A 20,581-nucleotide genomic window follows, 5' to 3' on the forward strand; every position below is an offset into this window, starting at 1 on the left:
TACAAGGTTATTGCTCTACTCGTTCGGAACGATCGAACGAGTTGCGGAGGTTCTATCGCTTGCTCTCGACGTGGCGATCACCGCCCCGGCGATAATCAACACGGCAGGGACGATCAGGATCGGACCGGCATGGCTGCGTCCCACGGCGAGCAGCAATAACGTCGAAATCAACGGCGCCAGGTAGGAAAGCGCCCCCAGTGTCGCCAGACTGCCGTGTTTGGTGGCGTGGTCCCAGGCAAAAAACGCCATTCCCACCGGCCCGAGGCCGAGCACCACAATCGCGGTCCATTGGCCGGGATCAGGCTGCACCGTGGTTTCGAAGGCCAGGTGACAGATCAGGCCGGACACGGCCGACATACCGCAGATCCCACCGATAATGCTGCTGGGCACGTCGTTGAACCGTCGGTTGATCACCGAGTAACCGGCCCAGATCAACGCACAGCCGAAGGCCGCAAGATAACCGGCGATGGGCATCGATGCGCCAGCTTCCGGGCCATGTTGTTGCATGATGAACGCGGTGCCGGCCAGTCCCAGCAGTGCGCCGAGCATTTGTCGTTTGTGCAGCTTTTCCCCGGCCGAGAACGCCGAGAGCAGCACCAGCAACAGCGGCCACAGGTAGTTGATCAGACTGGCTTCGGCCGCCGGGGCGACTTTTAGCGCGAAAAAATACAGCGCGTGATAAACGAAAATGCCCACGAACCCGGTCACCCATACGGCCCAGGGCTGTCGCCAGCTACTGAAGCCGGCGAGCCCGCGTCGACCGAGAATGACCAGGCTCGCCGCAAACGCTATGCCGAAGCTCAGCGTCAGCAGTTCAAAGGGGGGAATGCCTTCGGTGAGGGTGGTCAACAGCGCGAGACAGGACCAGAGAACTATCGCGATCACGCCAACGGCGGTGGCTGAGTGGGGAGTACGGACGAGGGACGATGCGAGACTCATGTCTGTTCCTTCAGCACGTAGCGGGCGACATCCTGGCCCTCTGGATGTGAAGGAGCTTAGCGTTTGATCGCTGATCGTCCAGTCTCGGTCGTCGGGTGGGCCGGTCGCGCCAGCAAGCGCCGGGTGATGCCCAACATTCCCACTGATACCGCCACACCCAGTGCAAACGCGCTCATGCCCATGTCGGGCAACGCCAGCGCCAACACCAGGCAAAACGCCGCGAACGAATACATGCCGGTCGCCGTCGCCCGCAGCAATGCGGCCGTAAACGCCGGGCCGCGGGTTTGCTGGGAAAACACCGCCATCACGCTGCCGAGCACCGGAAACACTGCGAGCAGACCGCTCCAGCCTTCGCCGACGGTGCTGGCGAGTAATGTTACGGCGAGGGTGAGCAGGGCGCCGGCAATCATGCGCAGCAGCAGTCTGTCGGACTTCGGCGCCGGGCCTGTAACGATGGGTTGCGCGCTGGGAAACAGGTACGGCGCCGCCAGCAGCGCGGTGGCGGCCGCAATCACCGAGAACACCAGCGAGGGTGGAATCATCGAGAGCACCACGGCCACGGCGGCCCAGACCAGCAGTGAAATCGTCAACGCCCATGGCCATCCCGCCCGTTGAGCGACTTGGGCGTAGGTCACGCAGAAGGCAATCATCGCGAACATCGCCGACAACGCCGCCGTCGCTGATTGAGCGGCGAACACCTGACCTTGTTCGATGGCAAGGAAGAACAGAATCGGCCCGACCACCACCGGCAATCCCGACAGCCAACCGGCCACGCTCGGGCCCCAGCGTTTGCCAGCCAGTGAAATCAACAAGAGAAAACCAGGAATCACCAGCAGTTTAAGCATCAACACGCACACGTCTCCGACCTGAGTGTGGGCTAACGTTAGCACTGCGGACGGTGGATTGCTCTAGGAATGAGGAGCTTTTGTATACAAAGCTTGCGGCTCAAATAATTGTACAAAATCATACTTTGCGTATAAGTTTTTAGCAGATGCCCAAGGTGAAAAGAACGCGATGAACAGACCTCGATTACGCCTGCACCACGGTGTGTTGTTGCTGGGATTGTTAGGCACCCAGGCCTTGGCCAATTGGCAGGAGGCATTGCCCGGTGCGCAGATCATCGGCACCGGCGAGTTTCGGGTGTTCGGGTTCGATGTTTACAACGCTCGGCTCTGGAGTGCGGCCCGGCCCTTGGCGCCGGACCAGCCGTTTGCCCTGGAACTGATCTATCAGCGCAGCATTTCCCGCGATGATCTGGTGCAGGCCAGTGTCGATGAAATCAAGCGGTTGTCCGGCGCCTCGGTCAGCGCCGAGCAACTCGAGCGCTGGAAGGTGCAGATGCAACAGTCGTTCGTCGATGTAAAAGCTGGCACCCGCATTACCGGCGTTTATTTGCCGGGGCAGGGCGCGCGGTTCTTTGTCGGCCAGCAGCCGCAACACGAAGTGAAAGACCCGCAATTCGCCCGGGCCTTTTTCGATATCTGGCTCGACCCACGTACACGTAATCCCGAGTTGCGCCAGCAGTTGCTGGGCAGCGCCAAGCCTTGAGGTGCATGACATGCTGAAGAATCTGCTGTTGGTGTTGTGCGTCTGCCTGGCCGGTTGCAGCGTCGATGTGCAGCGCTACAGCGAGCAAAACCCCAAGCTCGATCTACCCGGGTTCTTCGTCGGGCGAGTGGATGGCTGGGGAATGTTCCAGAAGCGCTCGGGCGAGGTGATCAAGCGCTTTCATGTGCTGATCAACAGCCGAATGGACGGCCAGAACCTGATCATGCATGAAGCCTTTACCTACAGCGACGGTACGAAGCAGACCCGTGTCTGGACGTTGTACCCTGACGGCCCCGGCCGTTGGCGCGGTACGGCGGGCGATGTGGTCGGCGAGTCCCGCGGTGAGGTCGCCGGCAACGCGCTGCACTGGCGCTATGAACTCAGCCTGCCGGTGGACGACAAGGTCTACCAGGTGCATTTCGACGACTGGATGTACTTGCTGGACGAAAACACCATGGCCAATCGCTCAGCCATGACCAAGTTCGGTGTTGAGTTGGGCCAGGTGACCTTGTTCTTCCGCCGCCACGGCGCCTGATACCCGGGCATCTGCCCCTTGGGCGCGTGGGCTGAAACGTCTAAGCTGCGCTTTTCCACCTGTCGACGGATGTTTGCGTGAAATTCAGTTTGCCTAAAGTCGCCACGGCGCCGTTTTGCCCGCCGGAAGTGGCGGGCAGCGTGGCCGTTGATCCTCGCGCCTCATTCTTCAAGCGAATGCTGCGCTTTGCCGGTCCTGGCTTACTGGTGTCCATCGGCTACATGGACCCGGGCAACTGGGCGACCGCCATCGAGGCGGGTTCGCGTTTTGGTTACAGCCTGTTGTTCGTGGTGCTGCTGGCGAGTCTGGCGGGGATGGTGGTGCAGTGTCTGTGTTCGCGCCTGGGCATCGCCACCGGTCGTGATCTGGCGCAACTGTCCCGGGAGCGCTACAGCACGCGGACTGCCCGCACCCAGTGGGTGCTGGCGGAAATCTCGATCATCGCCACCGATCTGGCTGAAGTGCTCGGCTGTGCGCTGGCCTTTCACTTGCTGCTGGGTTGTTCGCTGACTGTCGGCATCGCGCTGACCGCGTTTGACACGCTGTTGGTGCTGGCCCTGCAAAACCGTGGTTTCCGCCGCCTGGAAGCGATCATGCTGGTGCTGGTGAGCACCATCGGCGTGTGTTTCTTCGTCGAGTTGCTGCTGATCAAGCCGTACTGGCCGGACGTGGCCCGTGGTTTCACGCCGTCCCTGTCAGCCATTGGCGATGCCGCGCCGCTGTACCTGGCCATCGGCATTCTCGGGGCCACGGTGATGCCGCATAACTTGTACCTGCACACCTCGATCGTACAGACCCGAATGATCGGCAAGGACCTGGCCAGCAAGCAGGACGCGGTCAAACTGGCGCGAATTGACACCATTGGCTCCCTGGCGCTGGCGCTGCTGGTCAATGCGGCGATCCTGATCCTCGCCGCGGCGGCGTTTCACAAGAGCGGGCATACCGATGTGGTGGACATCCAGGACGCCTATCACTTGCTCGACCCGCTGGTGGGCGGCGCCTTGGCCAGTGTGTTGTTTGGCGTGGCGCTGTTGGCTTCGGGGCAGAGTTCGACGTTTACCGGGACCATCGCGGGGCAGGTGATCATGGAGGGTTATCTGAACCTGCGGATTCCCTGCTGGCAACGGCGGCTGATTACCCGGGGGCTGGCGTTGATCCCGGCGTTCATCGGCGTCTGGCTGATGGGCGATAACGCAATCGGCAAGTTGCTGGTGTTGAGTCAGGTGGTGTTGAGTTTGCAGTTGCCGTTTGCGTTGTACCCGTTGATTCGCATGACCAACGATCACAAATTGATGGGGCCGTTTGTGAATCGCTGGCCGACGCGGGTGTTGGCGTGGGGGTTGTTTGGGGTGATCAGTGGGGCGAATAGTTGGTTAATCTTCCAGTTTTTGGGGTGACTGGGCTGGCCTCATCGCGAGCAGGCTCGCTCCCACAGTGGATCTGCGGTGAGCACAAACCCCTGTGGGAGCGAGCCTGCTCGCGATGAACGATTACTCGGTCTTCATTTGGAATGCATCCACCACAAAATCAATAAACACCCGGGTCTTGGCCGGCATCAACGTCCGGCTCGGGTAGTACAACGAAATCGGCCCCGCATCGGCATGCCAGTCGGGCAGCAGGCGCACCAGTTCGCCGCGCTGGATGTTCGCGGCCACGTCCGGCAACACCAGCAGCGACACGCCCAGCCCAAGGATCGCCGCTTCACGCATGGCGGCCGGGTCGTTGAGCACGATGTTTTCGTTGAGAATCGCCTGCGCCTCATTGCCTGCGCCGTCCTGCATGACCCACTGCCGGATCCGTCCGGTGCGGGTGCCGCGCATCACGATGCCCTCCAATCGGGCCAGGTCGGTCGGGTTGGCGGGCAGGCTGTGCCCTGCGAGGTAGTCCGGTGAGGCCACCGCCACCACATGCGCCGCCGCCAATGTTCGAGAGATGACCCCGGGTGTCAGCTCGAAACCGCCGCCGATGGCCGCGTCATAGCCTTCGGCAATCAGGTCCACCTGGCGGTTTTCGAAGTGCCATTCGGGTTTGATCAGTGGGTAGCGCCTGAGGAATTGCGGCAGCAACGGCAGCACATGACCGATGCCAAACGTCGGCGCAAGGCTGACTTTGAGCACCCCGGCAGGTTCACCTTGATCGCTGCTCACCGCGCTGATCGCCGACTGCAACGCCTGCAGATTGCCACCGATGCTCGCCAGAAAACGCTCGCCAGCCTCGGTCAGCGACAGGTGGCGGGTCGAGCGCTGGAACAGCCGCACACCGATGTTGCGTTCGAGCATCGCCACGTTGCGGCTGACAGCGGCAGGTGTCAGCGCGAGCACGCGGGCCGCCGCAGAAAAGCTGCCGGTCTCGGCGCTGCGGACAAACGACTCAAGGTTGGCAAGGGTTTCCATGGCTGGCACCTGCTAGCAATGCTTGAAGATGATTCAAGGCATTACCGTCTAATCAAGCCCTAATGGCAAGCGCAGTATTCACTCCAACGACAACCCCCTCGGAGTGAACCATCATGATCAAAATTGGAATCATCGGCGCCGGCGCCATTGGCTCAGCCTTTGCCCGGGCGCTTTCACGCAAAGGCATTGAGATCGTGATCGCCAACAGCCGTGGGCCAGAAACGCTCGCTTCACTGGTGGAAGAACTCGGGCCATCGGCACGCGCTGGCACCCGTGAAGAAGCGGCCGCGCAGCCGATTGTGCTGGTGGCGGTGAACTGGTCGAAATTGCCGACAGCGTTGGCCGGTCTGCCGGATTTTGGCGGGCGGATCGTCATCGATGCCAATAACTCGATTGAGGCGCCGTCCTTCAAAGCCGTGGATTTGCAGGGGCGTATGTCCAGCGAAGTGTTTACCGAATGGGTACCCGGTGCGCGGGTGGTCAAGGCGTTCAATCATCTGCAAGCGCGTTTGCTGGAGAGCGATCCGGCAGCGGAGGGCGGGCAGCGGGTGCTGTTTGTTTCGGGTGATGACGCCGAGGCGAAAGCTCAAGTGGCAGCGCTGATCGAGAAGTTGGGGTTCTTCGGGATTGATCTTGGGGCGCTGAGTGTGGGAGCGAAGCTGGTGCAGTTTCCAGGCGGCCCGTTGCCAGCCCTGAATCTGGTGAAATTTGCCTGACGGCTGGGCAAAGAAGACCCCGGTGCTTCTGATGACAGTCAGCTCATGCAGACACTGACCGTGGCGAGGGATCTTGCTCCCGCTGGGTTGCGAAGCAGCCCCAAAATATCAGCAACTGTCGAAGATCTTGCGAGCGCTTTGCACTCGAGCGGGAGCAAGCTCCCTCGCCACAAAACATGCAACACAGGAACACCGAGGGTGTTACCAGGCCGCGCGGTTCTTCGTGGGTCCCCGCGCAGTCTGTTGAACGCTTTACGCCCGTTCGATCGCCAGCGCTACGCCCTGACCACCACCGATGCACAAGGTGGCGAGGCCTTTCTTGGCGTCACGCTTGATCATTTCGTGCAGCAAGGTCACCAGCACCCGGCAGCCCGACGCACCGATCGGGTGGCCCAACGCAATGGCGCCGCCGTTGACGTTGACCTTGTTCAAGTCCCATTCCAGGTCCTTGGCCACCGCCAGGGATTGCGCGGCGAAGGCTTCGTTGGCTTCGATCAGGTCCAGTTGGTCGATGGACCAGCCGGCCTTGCTCAGGCAACGACGAGTGGCCGATACCGGGCCGATGCCCATGATTGCCGGGTCGACGCCCGCGTTGGCGTAAGCGGCGATTTTCGCCAGCACGGGCAGGCCCAGGGCCTTGGCTTTTTCAGCGCTCATCAGGATCACGGCGGCGGCGCCGTCGTTCAGTGACGAGGCATTGCCGGCCGTCACCGAACCGTCCTTCTTGAAGGCCGGTTTCAGTTTGCCCAGCGCTTCAGCGGTGGTGCCGGCGCGAGGCTGTTCATCGGTGGCGAAGGACAGCGGATCGCCCTTGCGCTGCGGGATCAGGATCGGCGTGATCTCATCGACAAAACGCCCGGCTTCGATGGCGGCCGTGGCTTTCTGCTGCGAGGCCGCAGCGAAGGCGTCCTGTTGCTCGCGGGTCAGGTTGTACTTGTCCGCCAGGTTCTCGGCGGTGATGCCCATGTGGTAATCGTTGAACGCATCCCACAGGCCGTCGCTGATCATGGTGTCGACGATTTGCGCGTGACCCATGCGCAGACCGGTGCGGGCACCGGGCATGACGTAGTTGGACAGGCTCATGTTTTCCTGGCCGCCGGCAATGATCACGTCGGCATCGCCGCAGCGAATCGCCTGGGTGGCCAGGTGCAACGCTTTGAGGCCCGAGCCGCAGACCTTGTTCAGGGTCATCGCCGGCACGGTAAACGGCAGGCCGGCCTTGATCGCGGACTGGCGTGCAGGGTTTTGCCCGGCACCGGCGGTCAACACCTGGCCCATGATGACTTCATCGACTTCGGCAACGTCCAGGCCGGTTTGCGCCAGCAGCTGACGGATCACCGCAGCACCGAGGTCAACAGCGGAAACACCGGCCAACGCACCCTGGAAACTGCCGATGGCGGTACGGGTGGCGGCAACAATAACGACGTCTTGCATGGAATGATTCCTCACTGGGCAGCGAACTGCATTTCCGGAACGTTATCCGGCACGATCAGTTTACCGGCGGTCTTGGCGACAATCTCTTCGACGCTGACGCCCGGCGCACGTTCTTTGAGAATGAACGCGCCGTTTTCGATTTCAAGGTAAGCCAGGTCGGTCAGCACACGCTTGATGCACCCGGCGCCGGTCAGCGGCAGGCTGCATTTGGACAGCAGTTTGGACTCACCGTCCTTGGACGCGTGGGTCATGATGACGATGATGTTATCGGCACCGGCCACCAGGTCCATGGCGCCGCCCATGCCCTTGACCAGTTTGCCGGGGATCATCCACGAGGCGATGTTGCCTTGCACGTCGACTTCGAAGGCGCCCAGCACGGTCAGGTCGACATGACCACCGCGAATCATCGCGAAGGACTCGGCCGAGGAAAAGATCGAAGCGCCGATACGTGCGGTCACCGTTTGTTTGCCAGCGTTGATCATGTCGGCATCGATGGTTTCTTCAGTAGGAAAGGGGCCCATGCCGAGCAGACCGTTTTCCGACTGCAGCATGACTTCCATGCCTTCTGGGATGTAGTTGGCCACCAGGGTCGGAATGCCGATGCCCAGGTTCACGTAAAAGCCGTCCTGCATTTCGCGGGCGACGCGTTGAGCCATTTGTTCGCGGGAAAGTGCCATTGTTATTTTTCCTTCAGGTCCGGGGGCAGGGGATCACTTACGCACGGTGCGCTGTTCGATGCGCTTCTCGAACGTGCCGCAAATGACCCGGTCGACGTAGATGCCAGGGGTGTGGATCTGCGACGGGTCCAGCTCGCCGGGTTCGACGATTTCTTCGACTTCGACCACGGTGATCTTGCCGGCAGTGGCGGCCAGCGGGTTGAAGTTCTGGGCGGTGTGGCGATAGATCACGTTGCCGAAGTGATCGGCTTTCCAGCCTTTGACGATGGCGAAGTCACCGGTGATGGATTCTTCCATCAGGTACTGGCGGCCATGGAATTCGCGCACTTCCTTGCCGTCGGCAACCGGAGTGCCAACGCCGGTGGCGGTGAAGAAAGCGGGGATGCCGGCACCGCCTGCGCGCATTTTTTCGGCGAGGGTGCCTTGGGGGGTCAGGACGACTTCGATTTCGCCTTTGAGCAGTTGGTCTTCGAACAGTTTGTTCTCACCGACGTAGGAGGCCACCACTTTGCGAATCTGCCGGTCTTCCAGCAACACGCCGAGGCCGAAACCGTCGACGCCGCAGTTGTTGGAAACGACGGTGAGGTCACGGGTGCCTTTGCGCTTGATCTCGGCGATCAGGTTTTCCGGGATCCCGCACAGGCCGAAGCCGCCGGCGATCACGGTCATGCCGTCTTCAAGACCTGCCAGAGCTTCCTCATAGGAACTCACGCGCTTGTCGAAACCTGCCATATGCACCTCTTTTATTCTTTGTGGGCGGCTGGCTAGCCGTATGGGGTAGGAGTGTCTCGCTGAAGGATTCATTTGTTAAGTTGATTTTTAAGGTTGATTGATAGATAAAACTCACCAATCACTCATCTGTAATACGTTGGAGCCGGCGCCCATGACAGTCAAGCAGATCCGCGCATTCCTGGCCGTGGCCCAGAGCCTGAGCTTTGCCGTGGCGTGCGAGCGGTTGCACCTGTCGCAATCGGCCTTGAGCCTGACCATCAAGGCCCTGGAGGAGGGGTTGGGTGGGCGGTTGTTCACGCGCAACACGCGCAATGTGGCGCTCACGGCGGAAGGCGAATCGCTGGTGCCCCTGGCTCGCCGGCTGATTGCGGATTGGGACAATGCCGAGGATGAACTGCGCCAGCGTTTCACCCTTCAGCGCGGACGCGTGACCCTGGCGGCAATGCCATCTTTTGCCGGCAATCTGCTGCCGCCGATCCTCAAGACCTTTCGCGCCCGTTATCCCAAGGTCAACGTCACGGTGAACGATGTAATCAACGAGCAAGTGCTGGAAATGGTGCGCGACCGGCAGGTGGAGCTGGGGGTGGCGTTTGAGCCGACGCAGAGTTCATCGCTGGCATTCACTCCGTTGTATATGGACCGTTTCGTTGCCGTGGTGCCGGATGATTCGCCCTTGGCGCAACGGCACGACATTGATTGGCAGACCTTGCTCAAGGAACCGTTCATTACCTTGCAGCGTCCGTCGACGGTGCGGGTGATGCTGGAAGAACACTTGCAGGCCCGGGGGATGAAGTTGCCGGTGGAGTTTGAAAGCCATCAGTTGGCGACAGTCGGGCGAATGGTCGCCAGCGGATTGGGCGTCAGCGCCGTGCCGGCGTTGTGCGCCGGGCAGATGCGCGAGTTGGGCGCACGCTGCATTACCTTGCGCGACCCGGTGGTGGAACGGGCGATCGGGGTGCTGACCAAGCCTGGAGTTGAACTGTCGGCGGCGGCGCAGGCGTTGTTCGATATTCTCAAAGCCGAAAACCTGAGACAACAAGTGTCCATGCCCTGATCATCGCCCTGTAGGAGCGAGGCTTGCCCGCGAATAGGCCGGCACATTCAACATTGAAGTCGACTGACACAACGCTTTCGCGAGCAAGCTTCGCTCCTACAGGGTTTTGGGTTGATCAGGAAGAGAAGCGCTGGGCCAGCAAGGGCAAAAGCTGTTCGCACGACGCCTCAATCTTCATCTCCAGGAGGTCATCCGCACGAGTCTTGCCCAAATTGATCGCAATCAACGGCTTGCCCTGATCCGCCACCACCCGGCACAAGCGAAACGCCGAATACGCCATCAGCGACGACCCCACCACCAACAATCCCGCCGCCTGTTCCACCGCCGCCATGGCCTTGGCTGCCGTCACCTGCGCGACGTTCTCGCCAAAAAACACCACGTCCGGTTTCATCCGCTCGCCCGCGCAGTGGGGGCAGTGCGGCACCTGGAACCGCGCTTCGAACGCCGGATCCAGCAGCGTGTCACCATCCGGCGCTTGCACCGCATCGACCCCGGCCAGATAGGGGTTCTGCGCTTCCATCAGTTGCTGGATCGAATCGCGCTCGCTGCGCTGTCCGCAGTCCAGGCACAGCACCCGGTGCAGGCTGCCGTGGAGTTCGATCACGTCATGGCTGCCGGCCTGATCGTGCAAGGTGTCGACGTTCTGAGTGATCAGCCCGCTGATCTGCCGGCTGCTTTGCAGACTGGCCAGGGCTTCGTGGGCCACGTTCGGCTGAGCCTGGCGTACGCGCGGCCAGCCGAGCATCGCCCGTGCCCAATAGCGGCGCCGTGATTCCGGGGCCGAGAGAAACTCCTGGTACATCATCGGTTGCCGGCCACGCCGCACGCCCTGGTTGTCGCGGTAGTCCGGAATGCCCGACGGGGTGCTGATGCCGGCGCCGGTCAGGACCATGAACGGCTGCTCGGCCATCAGTTGCTGGAGCCGATCGAGTTGTTCGCGGATGCGGCGGTCGAGCATGTTCAACACTCCGGGTATCTTGAGTGTTTGCAGCGTAGCACTTGCTAACCCGCCGAACGCGATCCCTTGTAGGAGCTGTCGAGTGAAACGAGGCTGCGATCTTTTGATCTTGTTTTTAAACAATCAAAGTCAAAAGATCGCAGCCTCGTTTCACTCGACAGCTCCTACAGGGGGGCAGTGAGCGGCGTGGTTACTTGCGCGCCTCCAGAATCAGGTTGAACGGCGTTTCCGTGGCCCGCCGGAAACTCTTGAATCCCGCCTCGGTAAACACCTTGCGCAACCGCGCTTCACCCGCCTGGGCGCCGAGCCCAAGGCCGACTTCCTGGGACAGTGAGTTCGGTGTGCAAATGAAAGTCGACGCAGCGTAGAACAACCGCCCAACCGGGGTGACGTTGTCGTCGAGCGAGTCGTTGGCAAACGGTTCCACCAGCAGCACCGTGCCGTCCGGTTTCAGTGCGTCATAAGCGTGCTTTGCCGCGCCCACCGGGTCGCCCATGTCGTGCAGGCAGTCGAAATAGCAGACCAGATCATAGTCGTCGCCGGGGAAGCTTTTCGCGGTGCCCTGAAAGAACCTCGCGCGCCCGGAAACGCCGCCTTCTTCAGCGCGTTGGGTGGCAACGGTGACGGAGGGTGCGTGGTAGTCGAAGCCGACGAACCGCGAGTCCGGGAACGCCTGGGCCATGATCACCGTGGAGGCACCGTGGCCGCAGCCGATGTCCGCCACTTTGGCCCCCGCCTGCAGTTTGGCGACCACGCCGTCGAGGGCCGGCAGCCACTCGGCGATCAGGTGCGCTTTGTACCCGGGGCGGAAGAATCGCTCCGTGCCGCTGAACATGCACGGATGGTGGTCGCCCCAGGCCAGGGCGCCGTTGCCGCGCATGGCGTTGACCAGTTTGTCTTTGTCATGGAAAAACGACGCGACCACCCCGACACCGCCGGCGATATAGACCGGCGAGTCTTCGATCGCCAGCGCCAGGGCTTGCTCTTCGGGCAGGCGGAACTGGCCGCCCTCGTGTTCCATGTAACCGGAAGCGGCGTGGGCGCTGAGCCATTCGCGCAGCAGGCGGGGATTGCAGCCGGTCTTGTCGGCGAGTGCTTCAGGGGTGATCGGCTGACTGTCGGCCATGGCCCGGTACAGGCCGAGCTCTTCGCCGAGGATGACGTTGGCAAGCATCGCCGCGCCGCCCATGTCGTTTACCAGTTTGCCCATGAAATCATTGAGTCGGGCCTCGTCCATCACGTGTGCTCCTTCAGCAGGATCACGGTCCAGAGGCCTTGTTTATCGAGGCGTGTACCTCTGGGCGGTGGTCGTGGGAATGAACAGGACGCTGTGCACGTCCCGCGTGCAACAAGTTTAGTCCGAGCCCCGTGCGTCGCGGCCTGGAGCGACGAAAGCCCCATTCCCCAGACCGACACAAATCCCCTGTAGGAGCGAGGCTTGCCCGCGAAGGCGCAGTGTCAGTCGACAAAAGTATTGCCTGACACTCCGTCTTCGCGGGCAAGCCTCGCTCCTACAAGGATTTGCGGTGTGTATCGCACTGTATCCAACCGCCGTCCCGATACATTCCACTTCATTCGCGGCTCCCACCGAACACAGACCAGATACAAACCTGCGATGAACTGTAAAGGCTACCCAGCGCCCGAAACCCGGGGCTGTCGAGGCACTTTTCAGGGTCGTCGCAACAGGCGGCCATCTTCGCTCGTGACTCCGTGAAGGGAACAACAATGACCACGCTCGTGCCTGAAACCGACCTGAAATCCGCTCCCGTCAACCACCTGCGCGTCGATCACTACACCCAGGGCATCATCGGCCCCAGCCAGCCGATGCTCGGCCCTCTGGCCGACGGCGGCACCCTGATCACCGGTACACCGCCGGGTTGCTGGGGCCCGATGATCACGCCCGCCTTCGAGGGCGGCCACGAAGTGACGCAACCGGTGGCCATCGCCGGAGCGGAAGTCGGCGACGCGGTGGCGATCAAGATCAAAAGCATGCGCGTCACCTCGCTGGCGACGTCGTCCGGCGTCATGAGCTTCGTTGAGGGCCGCTACAACGGCGACCCGTTCGTCGCCAAGTTCTGCTCCAAATGCGGCACCGACCATCCGGCCAGCCATGTCGAAGGCATTGGCGAGGAGTCGATTCGCTGTAATGAATGCGGCGCCGAGGTCAGCGCATTTCGCTTCAGCCATGGCTACGTGATCGTGTTCGATGCGCAGAATCAGGTCAGCCTGACCGTCAATCAGGACGTCGCCAACCGACTGGCCGGCAATGCTTCGCAAATGTCGGCGCTGCCGGAGTTCGCAGCCCAGCATTCGATCCTGTCCCTGGCCCGCGCCGACATTCCCGGGGTTGCCGCGCACATGCGCCCGTTCCTCGGCAACATCGGCACCACGCCGTCCCGTGACTTGCCCGACTCGCACAACTGCGCCGACTTCGGCCAATACCTGATCAATGCACCGCACCGTTTCGGCATGACCCGCGAAGAGCTGCACGCGGCCAAGACCGACGGCCACATGGACACCAACTCGATCCGCGAAGGCTGCGTGTTGATCTGCCCGGTGAAAGTGCCGGGGGCCGGTGTGTACATGGGCGACATGCACGCCCAGCAGGGCAACGGCGAGATCGCCGGGCACGCCACCGATTGCTCCGGGGAAACCGAAGTGGTGGTGCAAGTGGTAAAAAACCTGACGCTGGAAGGGCCGATCCTCTTGCAAAACCTCGACGATCTGCCGCCGATGGCGCGGCCCATGAATGCCGAACAGCGGCAGAAAGTCCGTGAACTGGGCGAGCGCTGGGGTCAGCATGAAATCGAGCAGAGCGGCCCGATCACCTTTATCGGCAGCGGCGAGAACCTCAACGTCGCCGTCGAGAACGGCTTGAAACGTGCCGCGTCGGTCACCGGTTTGCCGTATGACGAAGTGCTCAACCGCGCGACCATCACCGGCTCGATCGACATCAGCCGTTTGCCAGGCACCGTGCGCGTGACCTTCCTGTGCCCGATGAACGTGCTCGATCGCATCGGCATCGGCCATCTGGTGCGCGAGAAATACGACCTGGCGTAACGCCTGACAAGGGTCTGTACCCAAGTGTGTACAGACCCGCCGGCGATACAAGCGCTGCGATTTTCTGCCGGACCGGAACACAGGGCTGATACATCGCTTCGGTTAACTGTGATTCCGTACTGGCAACCATGAGACCGACACCATGCAGACCCCCATCACCTCAACGAACGCGACCGTCGGGCTTGGCTTGCGTCGCGGTTTAATGAAGGACCTTCAGGCCGCCCGTACCGGCGATTTCGACTTTCTGGAAGTCGCGCCGGAAAACTGGATCGGCATCGGTGGCGCCCATGGTCATGCGTTGCGTGCCCTGGCCGAGCGTTTTCCGTTGTCCTGTCACGGTTTGTCCCTGTCGCTGGGTGGGCCGGCACCGCTGGACGTCGGGTTCTTGCAGGAAGTGCGGGTGTTCCTCGATCATTACTACGTGCCGCTGTACAGCGAGCACCTGAGTTATTGCAGCGATGACGGTCACCTTTACGACCTGTTGCCGTTGCCGTTTACCGAAGAAGCGGTGCACCACGTGTCCGCGCGGATCCGCCAGGCCCAGGACATTCTCGGCCGGCGTCTGGCGGTGGAGAACGTGTCCTACTATGCCGCGCCGCAGCAGGACATGGACGAAGTGACGTTCACCAACGCGGTGTTGCGTGAAGCCGATTGCGACCTGCTGCTGGACGTCAACAATGTCTACGTCAACTCGATCAATCACGGCTTCGATCCGCAGACCTTTCTGGCGGGCATCGATTCGGGGCGGGTGGTGGCGATGCACGTGGCCGGGCACTTCGATGAGTCCGACACGTTGAAAATCGACACCCATGGCGCGTCGGTGAAACCGGTGGTGTGGTCGTTGCTGGCCCAGGCCTACGCCCGGTTTGGCGCACAACCGACGCTGCTGGAACGGGACTTCAACTTCCCCGGGTTTTCTGAACTGGTGGCTGAATTGCAGACCATTCGCCGGCTGCAGACCGAGGGGGTGAACCGTGGATAAGCACTCGCTGCATCAACAGCAATCCACGCTGGGCCTGTACCTGCGAGATCCCGATCACCACGCGCCGCCAGCCGGGATGGATGTGGCGCGGGCACAGGTTTACCGCGACCTGATTTTTTCCAACCTGTCGTTGCTGCTCAGCGGGACCTTCCCGGTGCTGATCAAGATTCTCGGTGATGAGCGCTGGCGTTCGCTGGTACGGATCTTCCTGCGGGATTACCGCGCGCGCACGCCGAAATTCGGTGAAATCGCCAAGGAGTTTGTCGAACACCTGGCCTCCGGTCCGCAGGCGTTGAGCGAGGGCGAGTGGCCGCCGTTCATGGTGGAACTGGCGCATTACGAGTGGGTTGAAATGGCGTTGCAACAGTCCGAAGCCGAGCCGTTGGCGTCGAGTGATGTGGCGTTGATTCTGGAGCGACCGTTGCAGGTATCGCCGCTGGCGTGGCCGTTGGCCTATGCCTGGCCGGTGCAGCTGGTGGGGCCGGATCATCAGCCGGACAGTGCACCGCCTCAACCCACGTTATTGTTGGTGCGTCGGGCTGAAGACTGGAGTGTGAAGTTTTCCGAGTTGAGCCCGCTGGCGTGGCGGTTGTTGCAGCGGGTCGAGGAATTTCCCGAGCTGGACGGGCAGGCACAGCTGGAAGCATTGGCGGTGGAGGCGGGTGCTGCCGGCTCGCCAGTGTTCATGGAGAGCGGGGCGGCGTTGTTGCGGCAGATGCATGGGGAAGGGGTGATTGGCATAAAAGCCTGACACACCACAATCTCCCAATCACCACTTGACCCTGTGGGAGTGAGCCTGCTCGCGATAGCGGAGTGTCAGTCGACGTCAGCGTAATCTGACACACCGCTATCGCGAGCAGGCTCACTCCCACAGGGTCAAGTGGTGTCTATTTTATGGGGCGGAAAAGAAGTAGCGCGTCAGGTGAAAGAAAATCGGCGCCGCAAAGCAAATCGAATCCATCCGATCCAGCATGCCGCCATGACCCTTGATCATGGTCCCCCAATCCTTGGCGCTCAGGCTGCGTTTAATGGCGGACATCACCAGCCCACCCAGAAAACCCATCACCACGATGACAAACGACATCATCAGCGACTGCCAGAAACTGAACGGGGTCATCCAGAACATGCACCCGCCAATCAGCGTTGCCGAAAGGCCGCCACCGACCAATCCTTCCACGGTTTTCGACGGACTCACCAGCGGCGCAACCTTGTGCTTGCCGAAGAGTTTGCCGAATACGTACTGCAACACGTCACTCAACTGCACGACAAACACCAGGTAAAACAACAGCAGCGCGTTCTGCCCCTTGAACCCTTCCAGGTCCAGCAGCAACAGGGCCGGCGCGTGGCTGATGCAGTAGACGCAAATCATCACCCCCCACTGGATCTTGGCCGCTCGTTCCAGAAACGCGTCCGTGTCCTGACTCAGCACTGCAATCGCCGGCAACAACAGGAAGGCGTACACCGGAATCAACAGCGTGAACAGCGAATACCAGTGCGTGCCGATCAGTACGTATTGCAGCGGGATCAGAATGAAAAACGCCGAAAACAGCGCGTTATGGTCGCCCAGTCGGGTCGGCGTCAGGGTGATGAACTCCCGGAGCGCGAACAGTGAAATGAAGCCGAACAGGATGACTGTAGCGTTCCCGCCCAGCAGGTAGGACACGAAGAAGATGATGACCATGCCCCACCAGGCATTCACGCGCTGGTTGAGGTTTTCGATGGTCGAGATCGAGCCTTCCGTTGTCGCGCGCCTGGCCAGTATCCGGCCGATGATCGAAGCAACGGCCAACAGGCCGGCAATGGCGCCGAAGAACCACAAAAACTTTTCATCAAGATTCATTCCGACAGCCTCACGATGGCGTCACGCGCCCGGTCCAGAAACACCTGTTTTTCCTCGCCGCTGATCCGTTGCAGCGGGTCGCCGATACGGATCGTGCAGATGATGGGCAGCGGGACGTGTTTGCCTTTTGGCATGGAGCGATGCAGGTTTTCCAGGTAGATCGGCACCAGGTCAACCTCGGGGAACGCCTCGGCCAAGCGGTACAGCCCCGATTTGAAAGGACCGGGCAACGCCTGGCTGCCGCGCGTGCCTTCCGGAAAGATGATGATCGAATGGCCCGCGCGCACCACGTCGAAAATCGGCTCCAGCACGTTGACGCCGGGCGCCGGGTTGCGCTCGATCAGCACCGCATTCAGGCCTTTCTGCGAGATGTACGACAGAAACCGGTTTTTGCCCCAGTAGTCCGCCGCCGCGACCGGTTTCACGTTCACGCGGGCTTCCGGTGGCAGGGCGGCGATGATTGCCAGGGTGTCCATGTGGCTGGAGTGATTGGCGAAATAGATGCGCTGGCGCGTCAGGTCCGGCGGGCTTTCCCATCGGGCCGTGACGCCGATGAGGAATCTAAGAACAGAAATCAGCGCGTTACTGATCCACATGGTGAGTCCCCTTGAGCTGGCGCGAGATGGCCAAAGTTCGCGTGACGCAGGTCGCGGCGGATCCGGCGGCGATGATGACCAGCGCGATCAACAGCACGTAGTGAGTGCCATAAACGGTGGCCTCGACGGCATTCAACAGAAGTCCTGCGGTCATCACGGCCATTCGGTGCTGCTTGGCCATGGGGCCCATGAAGCTTTGCTTCAGGCCAATCGAGCCGCCAAACACCCTGACGTAAGCCGTCAGTGCCGCGGCCAGCGCCGCAAACCAGCCGAGATCGGCGTACCCGATGGCATACCCCAGCGCGACGATCAGCAGGCTGTCGGCAATGCGGTCGGGGAACTCGTTGTAGAGGCTGCCGATGTCGGATTTCTTGCCGCCCTCGATCGCGACCATCCCGTCGAAGAGGTTGCACAGCAGGCGCAATTGAATGCCGACGGCGCAGAGGATCGAGCCGATGAGCCCGTTATCGATATTCAGTGCCACCGCCCCGGCGAGCGCTAAGGCGATGCTGGCGACGGAGATCTGATTGGGGGAAATGTCTCGTTTCACCAGAAGGTCGGTGATGTGTTTCGCCCAGCCCGCAGAGCGCGTCTTGATGGGCCTTCGGTTGTCATCCATTTGCCAATATCCATATAAGTGTCGGTTGCTATCGGGTGCGCCACCGCGGCACGTTGCGCGACGGTGCCCGACAATATAAAGGCTTTCCTGCGCCATTGGGCCGTTTGTAGGAGCGAGGCTTGCCCGCGAAGAACGATAACTCGTTTCTCAAGTGGAACCGCTTAACGGCCTTCGCGGGCAAGCCTCGCTCCTACAAAAGCTAAATCGGCAACTTCAACTCCGCACACAACCCACCGCCATCACGGTTGCTCAACGTCAACGATCCCCCGATCGCCAACGCCAATTGCTGCGCTATTGCCAGCCCCAGACCGGTTCCGCCGGTGCTGCGGTTGCGCGAATTCTCTACCCGATAAAACGGTTCCATTACGTGGGCCAGGTCCTCTTCGGAAATGCCCGGTCCGCGATCCATGACCTTCACCGAGAGCAGGCCGTTTTTCGCTTCCACCCACAACTCGGCGGCCCCGGCGAACTTCAGTGCGTTATCCGTCAGGTTCACCAAAACCCGCCGCAAGGCATGCGGCCGGGTGTCGATCACCGCAGCACTTTTGCCACCCAGTTGCACGTCCTTGCCCACGTCCTGATAGTCAAACACCAGGCTGTCGAGGAATGAGTCAAGGTCGGTGCGGCGGCTCTCCTCAGTGGCGCCGTGAACGCTGCGGGCATACGCCACGCCTTCGCGCACCAGATGCTCCATCTCACTGAGGTCGCTCCACAGTTTGTCTTTCTCGCTGCAGTCGTCCATGAATTCGGCACGCAGCTTCATGCGGGTGATCGGGGTTTGCAGGTCGTGGGAAATCGCCGCCAGCAGTTGCATGCGCTCCTTCAAGTACGCGGCGATGCGAGCCTGCATCGAATTGAAGGCGATGGCGGCGTGGGCGACTTCGGTCGGGCCTTTTTCGTCCAAGAGCACCGCATGGGTGTTGGGATCAAGGTTGTCCACCGCTTCGGCAAGGCGAGTGAGGGGGCGGATGGCGATTTTGACGGCCAGCCAGGTGCAGATAATCATCAGCGCCAATTGGCCCAGCAGAACGATGGGCAACCACGGCGACAACGGCACCATCGATGGCCTGACGTCGATGGTCACCGGGCTGCCGTCCGCCAGTTTCAGGTGCACCTGAAAATGCTTCTGCTCGCCGGGAATGTCCGTCACGGTCATCGGGTAATCCTTGCCGATGGCGTCCTTGATCGATGTCATCGCGATGGGCGTATCGCTCATGGCCACGCCCGGCGAACCCTCGTCGAGCAAATAACGGTAGTTGCGGCGGTTCAGTTGTTGCAGCCAACTCATGCGTTCTTCGGCCGGCAAGCGGTCAAGGATGGCAATGGAGGTCGAGACGTCGGTTTCCAGGTTACCGAGCATGGTGTTTTTTGCGCTTTCGTAACGTTCGTAATACTGCGCACCGAAGGACAGCGCCTGCGCAAGGATCAGGCCGATCAGAAAAATCAGCGAGAGGCGCGAGGCGAGGGTGCGGGGCCAACGAAGGGTGACGTTCATGACGGCGCACCGAGCACTTCCACCTGCAGGGAAAACACATAGCCCTCACTGCGCACGGTTTTGATGTAGGCCGGTTCCCGGGCATCGTCCAGCAAGCGTTGGCGCAAGCGGCTGACCAGCAAGTCGATGGAACGGTCAAACAGGTCGGCGTCGCGGCCCTGGGTCAGATTGAGTAGTTGGTCGCGATTGAGCACCCGCTGCGGGTGATCGAGGAACACTCGCAGCAAACGGTATTCCGCGCCGCTGAGCGCGACCATGGTGCCGTCTTCATCCAGCAAGTGCCGGGCCGACGTGTCGAGGCGCCAGCGCCCGAACGCCAGCAGACGACCGCTTTCGGTGACCACCAGGTTTGGCGGCAGCATCCGCGTGCGGCGCAGTACGGCGTTGATTCGGGCGAGCAGTTCACGGGCGGCGAACGGCTTGACCAGGTAATCGTCGGCGCCCATTTCCAGGCCGATGATGCGGTCGGTTTCGTCGTTGCGGGCAGTGAGCATCAGCACCGGCGTGGCCTTGTGTTTGCCGGCGCGCAATTCGCGGCAGAGCATCAGGCCGTCGTCGCCCGGCATCATGATGTCGAGCACGATCAGGTCCACCGGCGTGGACTCAAGGAAGCTGCGCATCTGGCGTCCATCCGCGACGACCGTGGTGCGCAGGCCGTTCTTCTTGAGGTAGTTGCCTACCAGTTCCCGGATCTCGCGGTCATCGTCCACGATGAGAATGTGATCGACGTGTTCCATGGGGCCAGGCCTCTATCAATGGGGGATGTTGCGCAGTCTATCGAGCCTTGGCCCGCTCGCCCGCAGCCCTTTGTATTGCAGTGTATCTGGCGTAGCGGCGGATACACGCGAACGCAAAAATACGATTTTCCAGGGGTTTTGTATCGCTCTGTATCAGGGGCCGACTTTGATACGTACCGATTTACACGCGGCTGTTTTCGACACAGACGAGATACCTCGCGAGCTTCTAATGGGTTCCATCGAGGCAACCCACACCGCCTCGGCTC

The 20,581-nt window shown here is 61.2% G+C and carries 21 protein-coding genes; 8 read left to right on the forward strand and 13 right to left on the reverse strand.

Features of this window, described 5'->3' with window-relative positions:
* Positions 1 to 15 precede the first annotated feature (15 nt).
* Together yddG and ACA068_RS12265 are read right to left on the reverse strand one after the other, a co-directional pair.
* On the reverse strand, positions 16 to 939 hold the full coding sequence (gene yddG, locus ACA068_RS12260; RefSeq protein ID WP_497310059.1) for an aromatic amino acid exporter YddG: 924 nt from the start codon (positions 937 to 939) through the stop codon (positions 16 to 18).
* 56 nt (positions 940 to 995) lie between these two features.
* Positions 996 to 1,790, reverse strand: coding sequence for a hypothetical protein (locus tag ACA068_RS12265; RefSeq protein ID WP_497310060.1), 795 nt, complete (start codon positions 1,788 to 1,790; stop codon positions 996 to 998).
* Between the two features lie 163 nt (positions 1,791 to 1,953).
* Here ACA068_RS12265 and ACA068_RS12270 point away from each other — a divergent pair, with 163 nt between their 5' ends.
* From ACA068_RS12270 to ACA068_RS12280, 3 genes are all read left to right on the forward strand, one after another.
* Positions 1,954 to 2,487: a chalcone isomerase family protein gene (locus ACA068_RS12270; protein WP_497310061.1), complete on the forward strand. Its 534-nt coding sequence runs from the start codon at positions 1,954 to 1,956 to the stop codon at positions 2,485 to 2,487.
* A 10-nt stretch (positions 2,488 to 2,497) separates the two neighbouring features.
* A complete protein-coding gene (locus ACA068_RS12275) occupies positions 2,498 to 3,022 on the forward strand; it encodes a DUF3833 domain-containing protein (protein WP_497310062.1) in 525 nt (174 codons plus the stop codon).
* Positions 3,023 to 3,099: 77 nt separating this feature from the next.
* Complete coding sequence (locus ACA068_RS12280) at positions 3,100 to 4,419, forward strand: Nramp family divalent metal transporter (RefSeq protein WP_497310063.1); 1,320 nt, start codon at positions 3,100 to 3,102, stop codon at positions 4,417 to 4,419.
* A gap of 93 nt (positions 4,420 to 4,512) precedes the next feature.
* Here the strand turns inward: ACA068_RS12280 and ACA068_RS12285 are convergent, their stop codons facing one another.
* On the reverse strand, positions 4,513 to 5,415 hold the full coding sequence (locus tag ACA068_RS12285; protein WP_497310064.1) for a LysR family transcriptional regulator: 903 nt from the start codon (positions 5,413 to 5,415) through the stop codon (positions 4,513 to 4,515).
* A gap of 113 nt (positions 5,416 to 5,528) precedes the next feature.
* Between ACA068_RS12285 and ACA068_RS12290 the strand changes: the two genes are divergently transcribed.
* Entirely contained in the window at positions 5,529 to 6,131 is a 603-nt protein-coding gene (locus ACA068_RS12290; protein ID WP_497310065.1) for an NADPH-dependent F420 reductase, read from the forward strand.
* Between the two features lie 252 nt (positions 6,132 to 6,383).
* Here the strand turns inward: ACA068_RS12290 and ACA068_RS12295 are convergent, their stop codons facing one another.
* Genes ACA068_RS12295 through ACA068_RS12305 form a run of 3 tightly spaced genes read right to left on the reverse strand, consistent with a single transcriptional unit; the run spans position 6,384 to position 8,974 of the window.
* The gene (locus tag ACA068_RS12295) at positions 6,384 to 7,565 is read right to left on the reverse strand and encodes an acetyl-CoA C-acetyltransferase (RefSeq protein WP_497310066.1); all 1,182 of its coding nucleotides are present in this window, start codon (positions 7,563 to 7,565) and stop codon (positions 6,384 to 6,386) included.
* Positions 7,566 to 7,576: 11 nt separating this feature from the next.
* Entirely contained in the window at positions 7,577 to 8,242 is a 666-nt protein-coding gene (locus ACA068_RS12300; protein WP_497310067.1) for a CoA transferase subunit B, read from the reverse strand.
* Between the two features lie 33 nt (positions 8,243 to 8,275).
* Positions 8,276 to 8,974: a CoA transferase subunit A gene (locus ACA068_RS12305; protein ID WP_309675526.1), complete on the reverse strand. Its 699-nt coding sequence runs from the start codon at positions 8,972 to 8,974 to the stop codon at positions 8,276 to 8,278.
* Between the two features lie 151 nt (positions 8,975 to 9,125).
* Here ACA068_RS12305 and ACA068_RS12310 point away from each other — a divergent pair, with 151 nt between their 5' ends.
* The gene (locus tag ACA068_RS12310) at positions 9,126 to 10,028 is read left to right on the forward strand and encodes a LysR family transcriptional regulator (protein WP_497310068.1); all 903 of its coding nucleotides are present in this window, start codon (positions 9,126 to 9,128) and stop codon (positions 10,026 to 10,028) included.
* Between the two features lie 115 nt (positions 10,029 to 10,143).
* Here ACA068_RS12310 and ACA068_RS12315 read toward each other — a convergent pair whose 3' ends face one another.
* Both ACA068_RS12315 and ACA068_RS12320 read right to left on the reverse strand, forming a co-directional pair.
* Positions 10,144 to 10,986, reverse strand: a complete 843-nt coding sequence (locus ACA068_RS12315) for an NAD-dependent protein deacetylase (protein WP_497310069.1) — start codon at positions 10,984 to 10,986, stop codon at positions 10,144 to 10,146.
* A gap of 190 nt (positions 10,987 to 11,176) precedes the next feature.
* Entirely contained in the window at positions 11,177 to 12,223 is a 1,047-nt protein-coding gene (locus tag ACA068_RS12320) for a class I SAM-dependent methyltransferase (protein WP_497310070.1), read from the reverse strand.
* 488 nt (positions 12,224 to 12,711) lie between these two features.
* On the opposite strand from ACA068_RS12320, the gene ACA068_RS12325 reads away from it, so the two are divergent.
* The 3 genes from ACA068_RS12325 to ACA068_RS12335 all read left to right on the forward strand — a co-directional run bounded on the left by ACA068_RS12325 (position 12,712) and on the right by ACA068_RS12335 (position 15,779).
* On the forward strand, positions 12,712 to 14,046 hold the full coding sequence (locus tag ACA068_RS12325; RefSeq protein ID WP_497310071.1) for an acetamidase/formamidase family protein: 1,335 nt from the start codon (positions 12,712 to 12,714) through the stop codon (positions 14,044 to 14,046).
* Positions 14,047 to 14,188: 142 nt separating this feature from the next.
* Positions 14,189 to 15,028, forward strand: a complete 840-nt coding sequence (locus ACA068_RS12330; RefSeq protein ID WP_497310072.1) for an HvfB family MNIO-type RiPP peptide maturase — start codon at positions 14,189 to 14,191, stop codon at positions 15,026 to 15,028.
* The gene (locus ACA068_RS12335) at positions 15,021 to 15,779 is read left to right on the forward strand and encodes an HvfC family RiPP maturation protein (RefSeq protein WP_497310073.1); all 759 of its coding nucleotides are present in this window, start codon (positions 15,021 to 15,023) and stop codon (positions 15,777 to 15,779) included. Before ACA068_RS12330 ends, ACA068_RS12335 begins: the two co-directional genes overlap by 8 nt.
* A 141-nt stretch (positions 15,780 to 15,920) precedes the next feature.
* Here ACA068_RS12335 and ACA068_RS12340 read toward each other — a convergent pair whose 3' ends face one another.
* The 5 genes from ACA068_RS12340 to ACA068_RS12360 form a co-directional block, all read right to left on the reverse strand.
* A complete protein-coding gene (locus ACA068_RS12340; protein ID WP_497310074.1) occupies positions 15,921 to 16,868 on the reverse strand; it encodes a phosphatidate cytidylyltransferase in 948 nt (315 codons plus the stop codon).
* Positions 16,865 to 17,464, reverse strand: a complete 600-nt coding sequence (locus tag ACA068_RS12345; protein WP_497310075.1) for a lysophospholipid acyltransferase family protein — start codon at positions 17,462 to 17,464, stop codon at positions 16,865 to 16,867. Before ACA068_RS12345 ends, ACA068_RS12340 begins: the two co-directional genes overlap by 4 nt.
* Positions 17,451 to 18,083: a CDP-alcohol phosphatidyltransferase family protein gene (locus ACA068_RS12350; RefSeq protein ID WP_497310076.1), complete on the reverse strand. Its 633-nt coding sequence runs from the start codon at positions 18,081 to 18,083 to the stop codon at positions 17,451 to 17,453. The genes ACA068_RS12345 and ACA068_RS12350 overlap by 14 nt, the downstream gene beginning before the upstream one ends.
* Positions 18,084 to 18,282: 199 nt before the next feature.
* Positions 18,283 to 19,578 (reverse strand): sensor histidine kinase, encoded by a 1,296-nt coding sequence (locus tag ACA068_RS12355; RefSeq protein WP_497310077.1) that lies wholly within the window; start codon positions 19,576 to 19,578, stop codon positions 18,283 to 18,285.
* Positions 19,575 to 20,315, reverse strand: coding sequence for a response regulator (locus tag ACA068_RS12360; protein ID WP_497310078.1), 741 nt, complete (start codon positions 20,313 to 20,315; stop codon positions 19,575 to 19,577). The genes ACA068_RS12355 and ACA068_RS12360 overlap by 4 nt, the downstream gene beginning before the upstream one ends.
* Positions 20,316 to 20,581: the final 266 nt, after the last annotated feature.

Source organism: Pseudomonas sp. LBUM1660 (assembly GCF_059695935.1).

Bases quoted from the DNA above. Each gene is read 5' to 3' on its own strand.
- ACA068_RS12290 (WP_497310065.1), top strand. From the start codon at position 5,529: ATGATCAAAATTGGAATCATCGGCGCCGGCGCCATTGGCTCAGCCTTT.
- ACA068_RS12360 (WP_497310078.1), bottom strand. From the start codon at position 20,315: ATGGAACACGTCGATCACATTCTCATCGTGGACGATGACCGCGAGATC.
- ACA068_RS12330 (WP_497310072.1), top strand. From the start codon at position 14,189: ATGCAGACCCCCATCACCTCAACGAACGCGACCGTCGGGCTTGGCTTG.
- ACA068_RS12270 (WP_497310061.1), top strand. From the start codon at position 1,954: ATGAACAGACCTCGATTACGCCTGCACCACGGTGTGTTGTTGCTGGGA.
- yddG (WP_497310059.1), bottom strand. From the start codon at position 939: ATGAGTCTCGCATCGTCCCTCGTCCGTACTCCCCACTCAGCCACCGCC.
- ACA068_RS12315 (WP_497310069.1), bottom strand. From the start codon at position 10,986: ATGCTCGACCGCCGCATCCGCGAACAACTCGATCGGCTCCAGCAACTG.
- ACA068_RS12320 (WP_497310070.1), bottom strand. From the start codon at position 12,223: ATGGACGAGGCCCGACTCAATGATTTCATGGGCAAACTGGTAAACGAC.
- ACA068_RS12305 (WP_309675526.1), bottom strand. From the start codon at position 8,974: ATGGCAGGTTTCGACAAGCGCGTGAGTTCCTATGAGGAAGCTCTGGCA.
- ACA068_RS12345 (WP_497310075.1), bottom strand. From the start codon at position 17,464: ATGTGGATCAGTAACGCGCTGATTTCTGTTCTTAGATTCCTCATCGGC.
- ACA068_RS12310 (WP_497310068.1), top strand. From the start codon at position 9,126: ATGACAGTCAAGCAGATCCGCGCATTCCTGGCCGTGGCCCAGAGCCTG.
- ACA068_RS12300 (WP_497310067.1), bottom strand. From the start codon at position 8,242: ATGGCACTTTCCCGCGAACAAATGGCTCAACGCGTCGCCCGCGAAATG.
- ACA068_RS12355 (WP_497310077.1), bottom strand. From the start codon at position 19,578: ATGAACGTCACCCTTCGTTGGCCCCGCACCCTCGCCTCGCGCCTCTCG.
- ACA068_RS12340 (WP_497310074.1), bottom strand. From the start codon at position 16,868: ATGAATCTTGATGAAAAGTTTTTGTGGTTCTTCGGCGCCATTGCCGGC.
- ACA068_RS12285 (WP_497310064.1), bottom strand. From the start codon at position 5,415: ATGGAAACCCTTGCCAACCTTGAGTCGTTTGTCCGCAGCGCCGAGACC.
- ACA068_RS12275 (WP_497310062.1), top strand. From the start codon at position 2,498: ATGCTGAAGAATCTGCTGTTGGTGTTGTGCGTCTGCCTGGCCGGTTGC.
- ACA068_RS12350 (WP_497310076.1), bottom strand. From the start codon at position 18,083: ATGGATGACAACCGAAGGCCCATCAAGACGCGCTCTGCGGGCTGGGCG.
- ACA068_RS12325 (WP_497310071.1), top strand. From the start codon at position 12,712: ATGACCACGCTCGTGCCTGAAACCGACCTGAAATCCGCTCCCGTCAAC.
- ACA068_RS12295 (WP_497310066.1), bottom strand. From the start codon at position 7,565: ATGCAAGACGTCGTTATTGTTGCCGCCACCCGTACCGCCATCGGCAGT.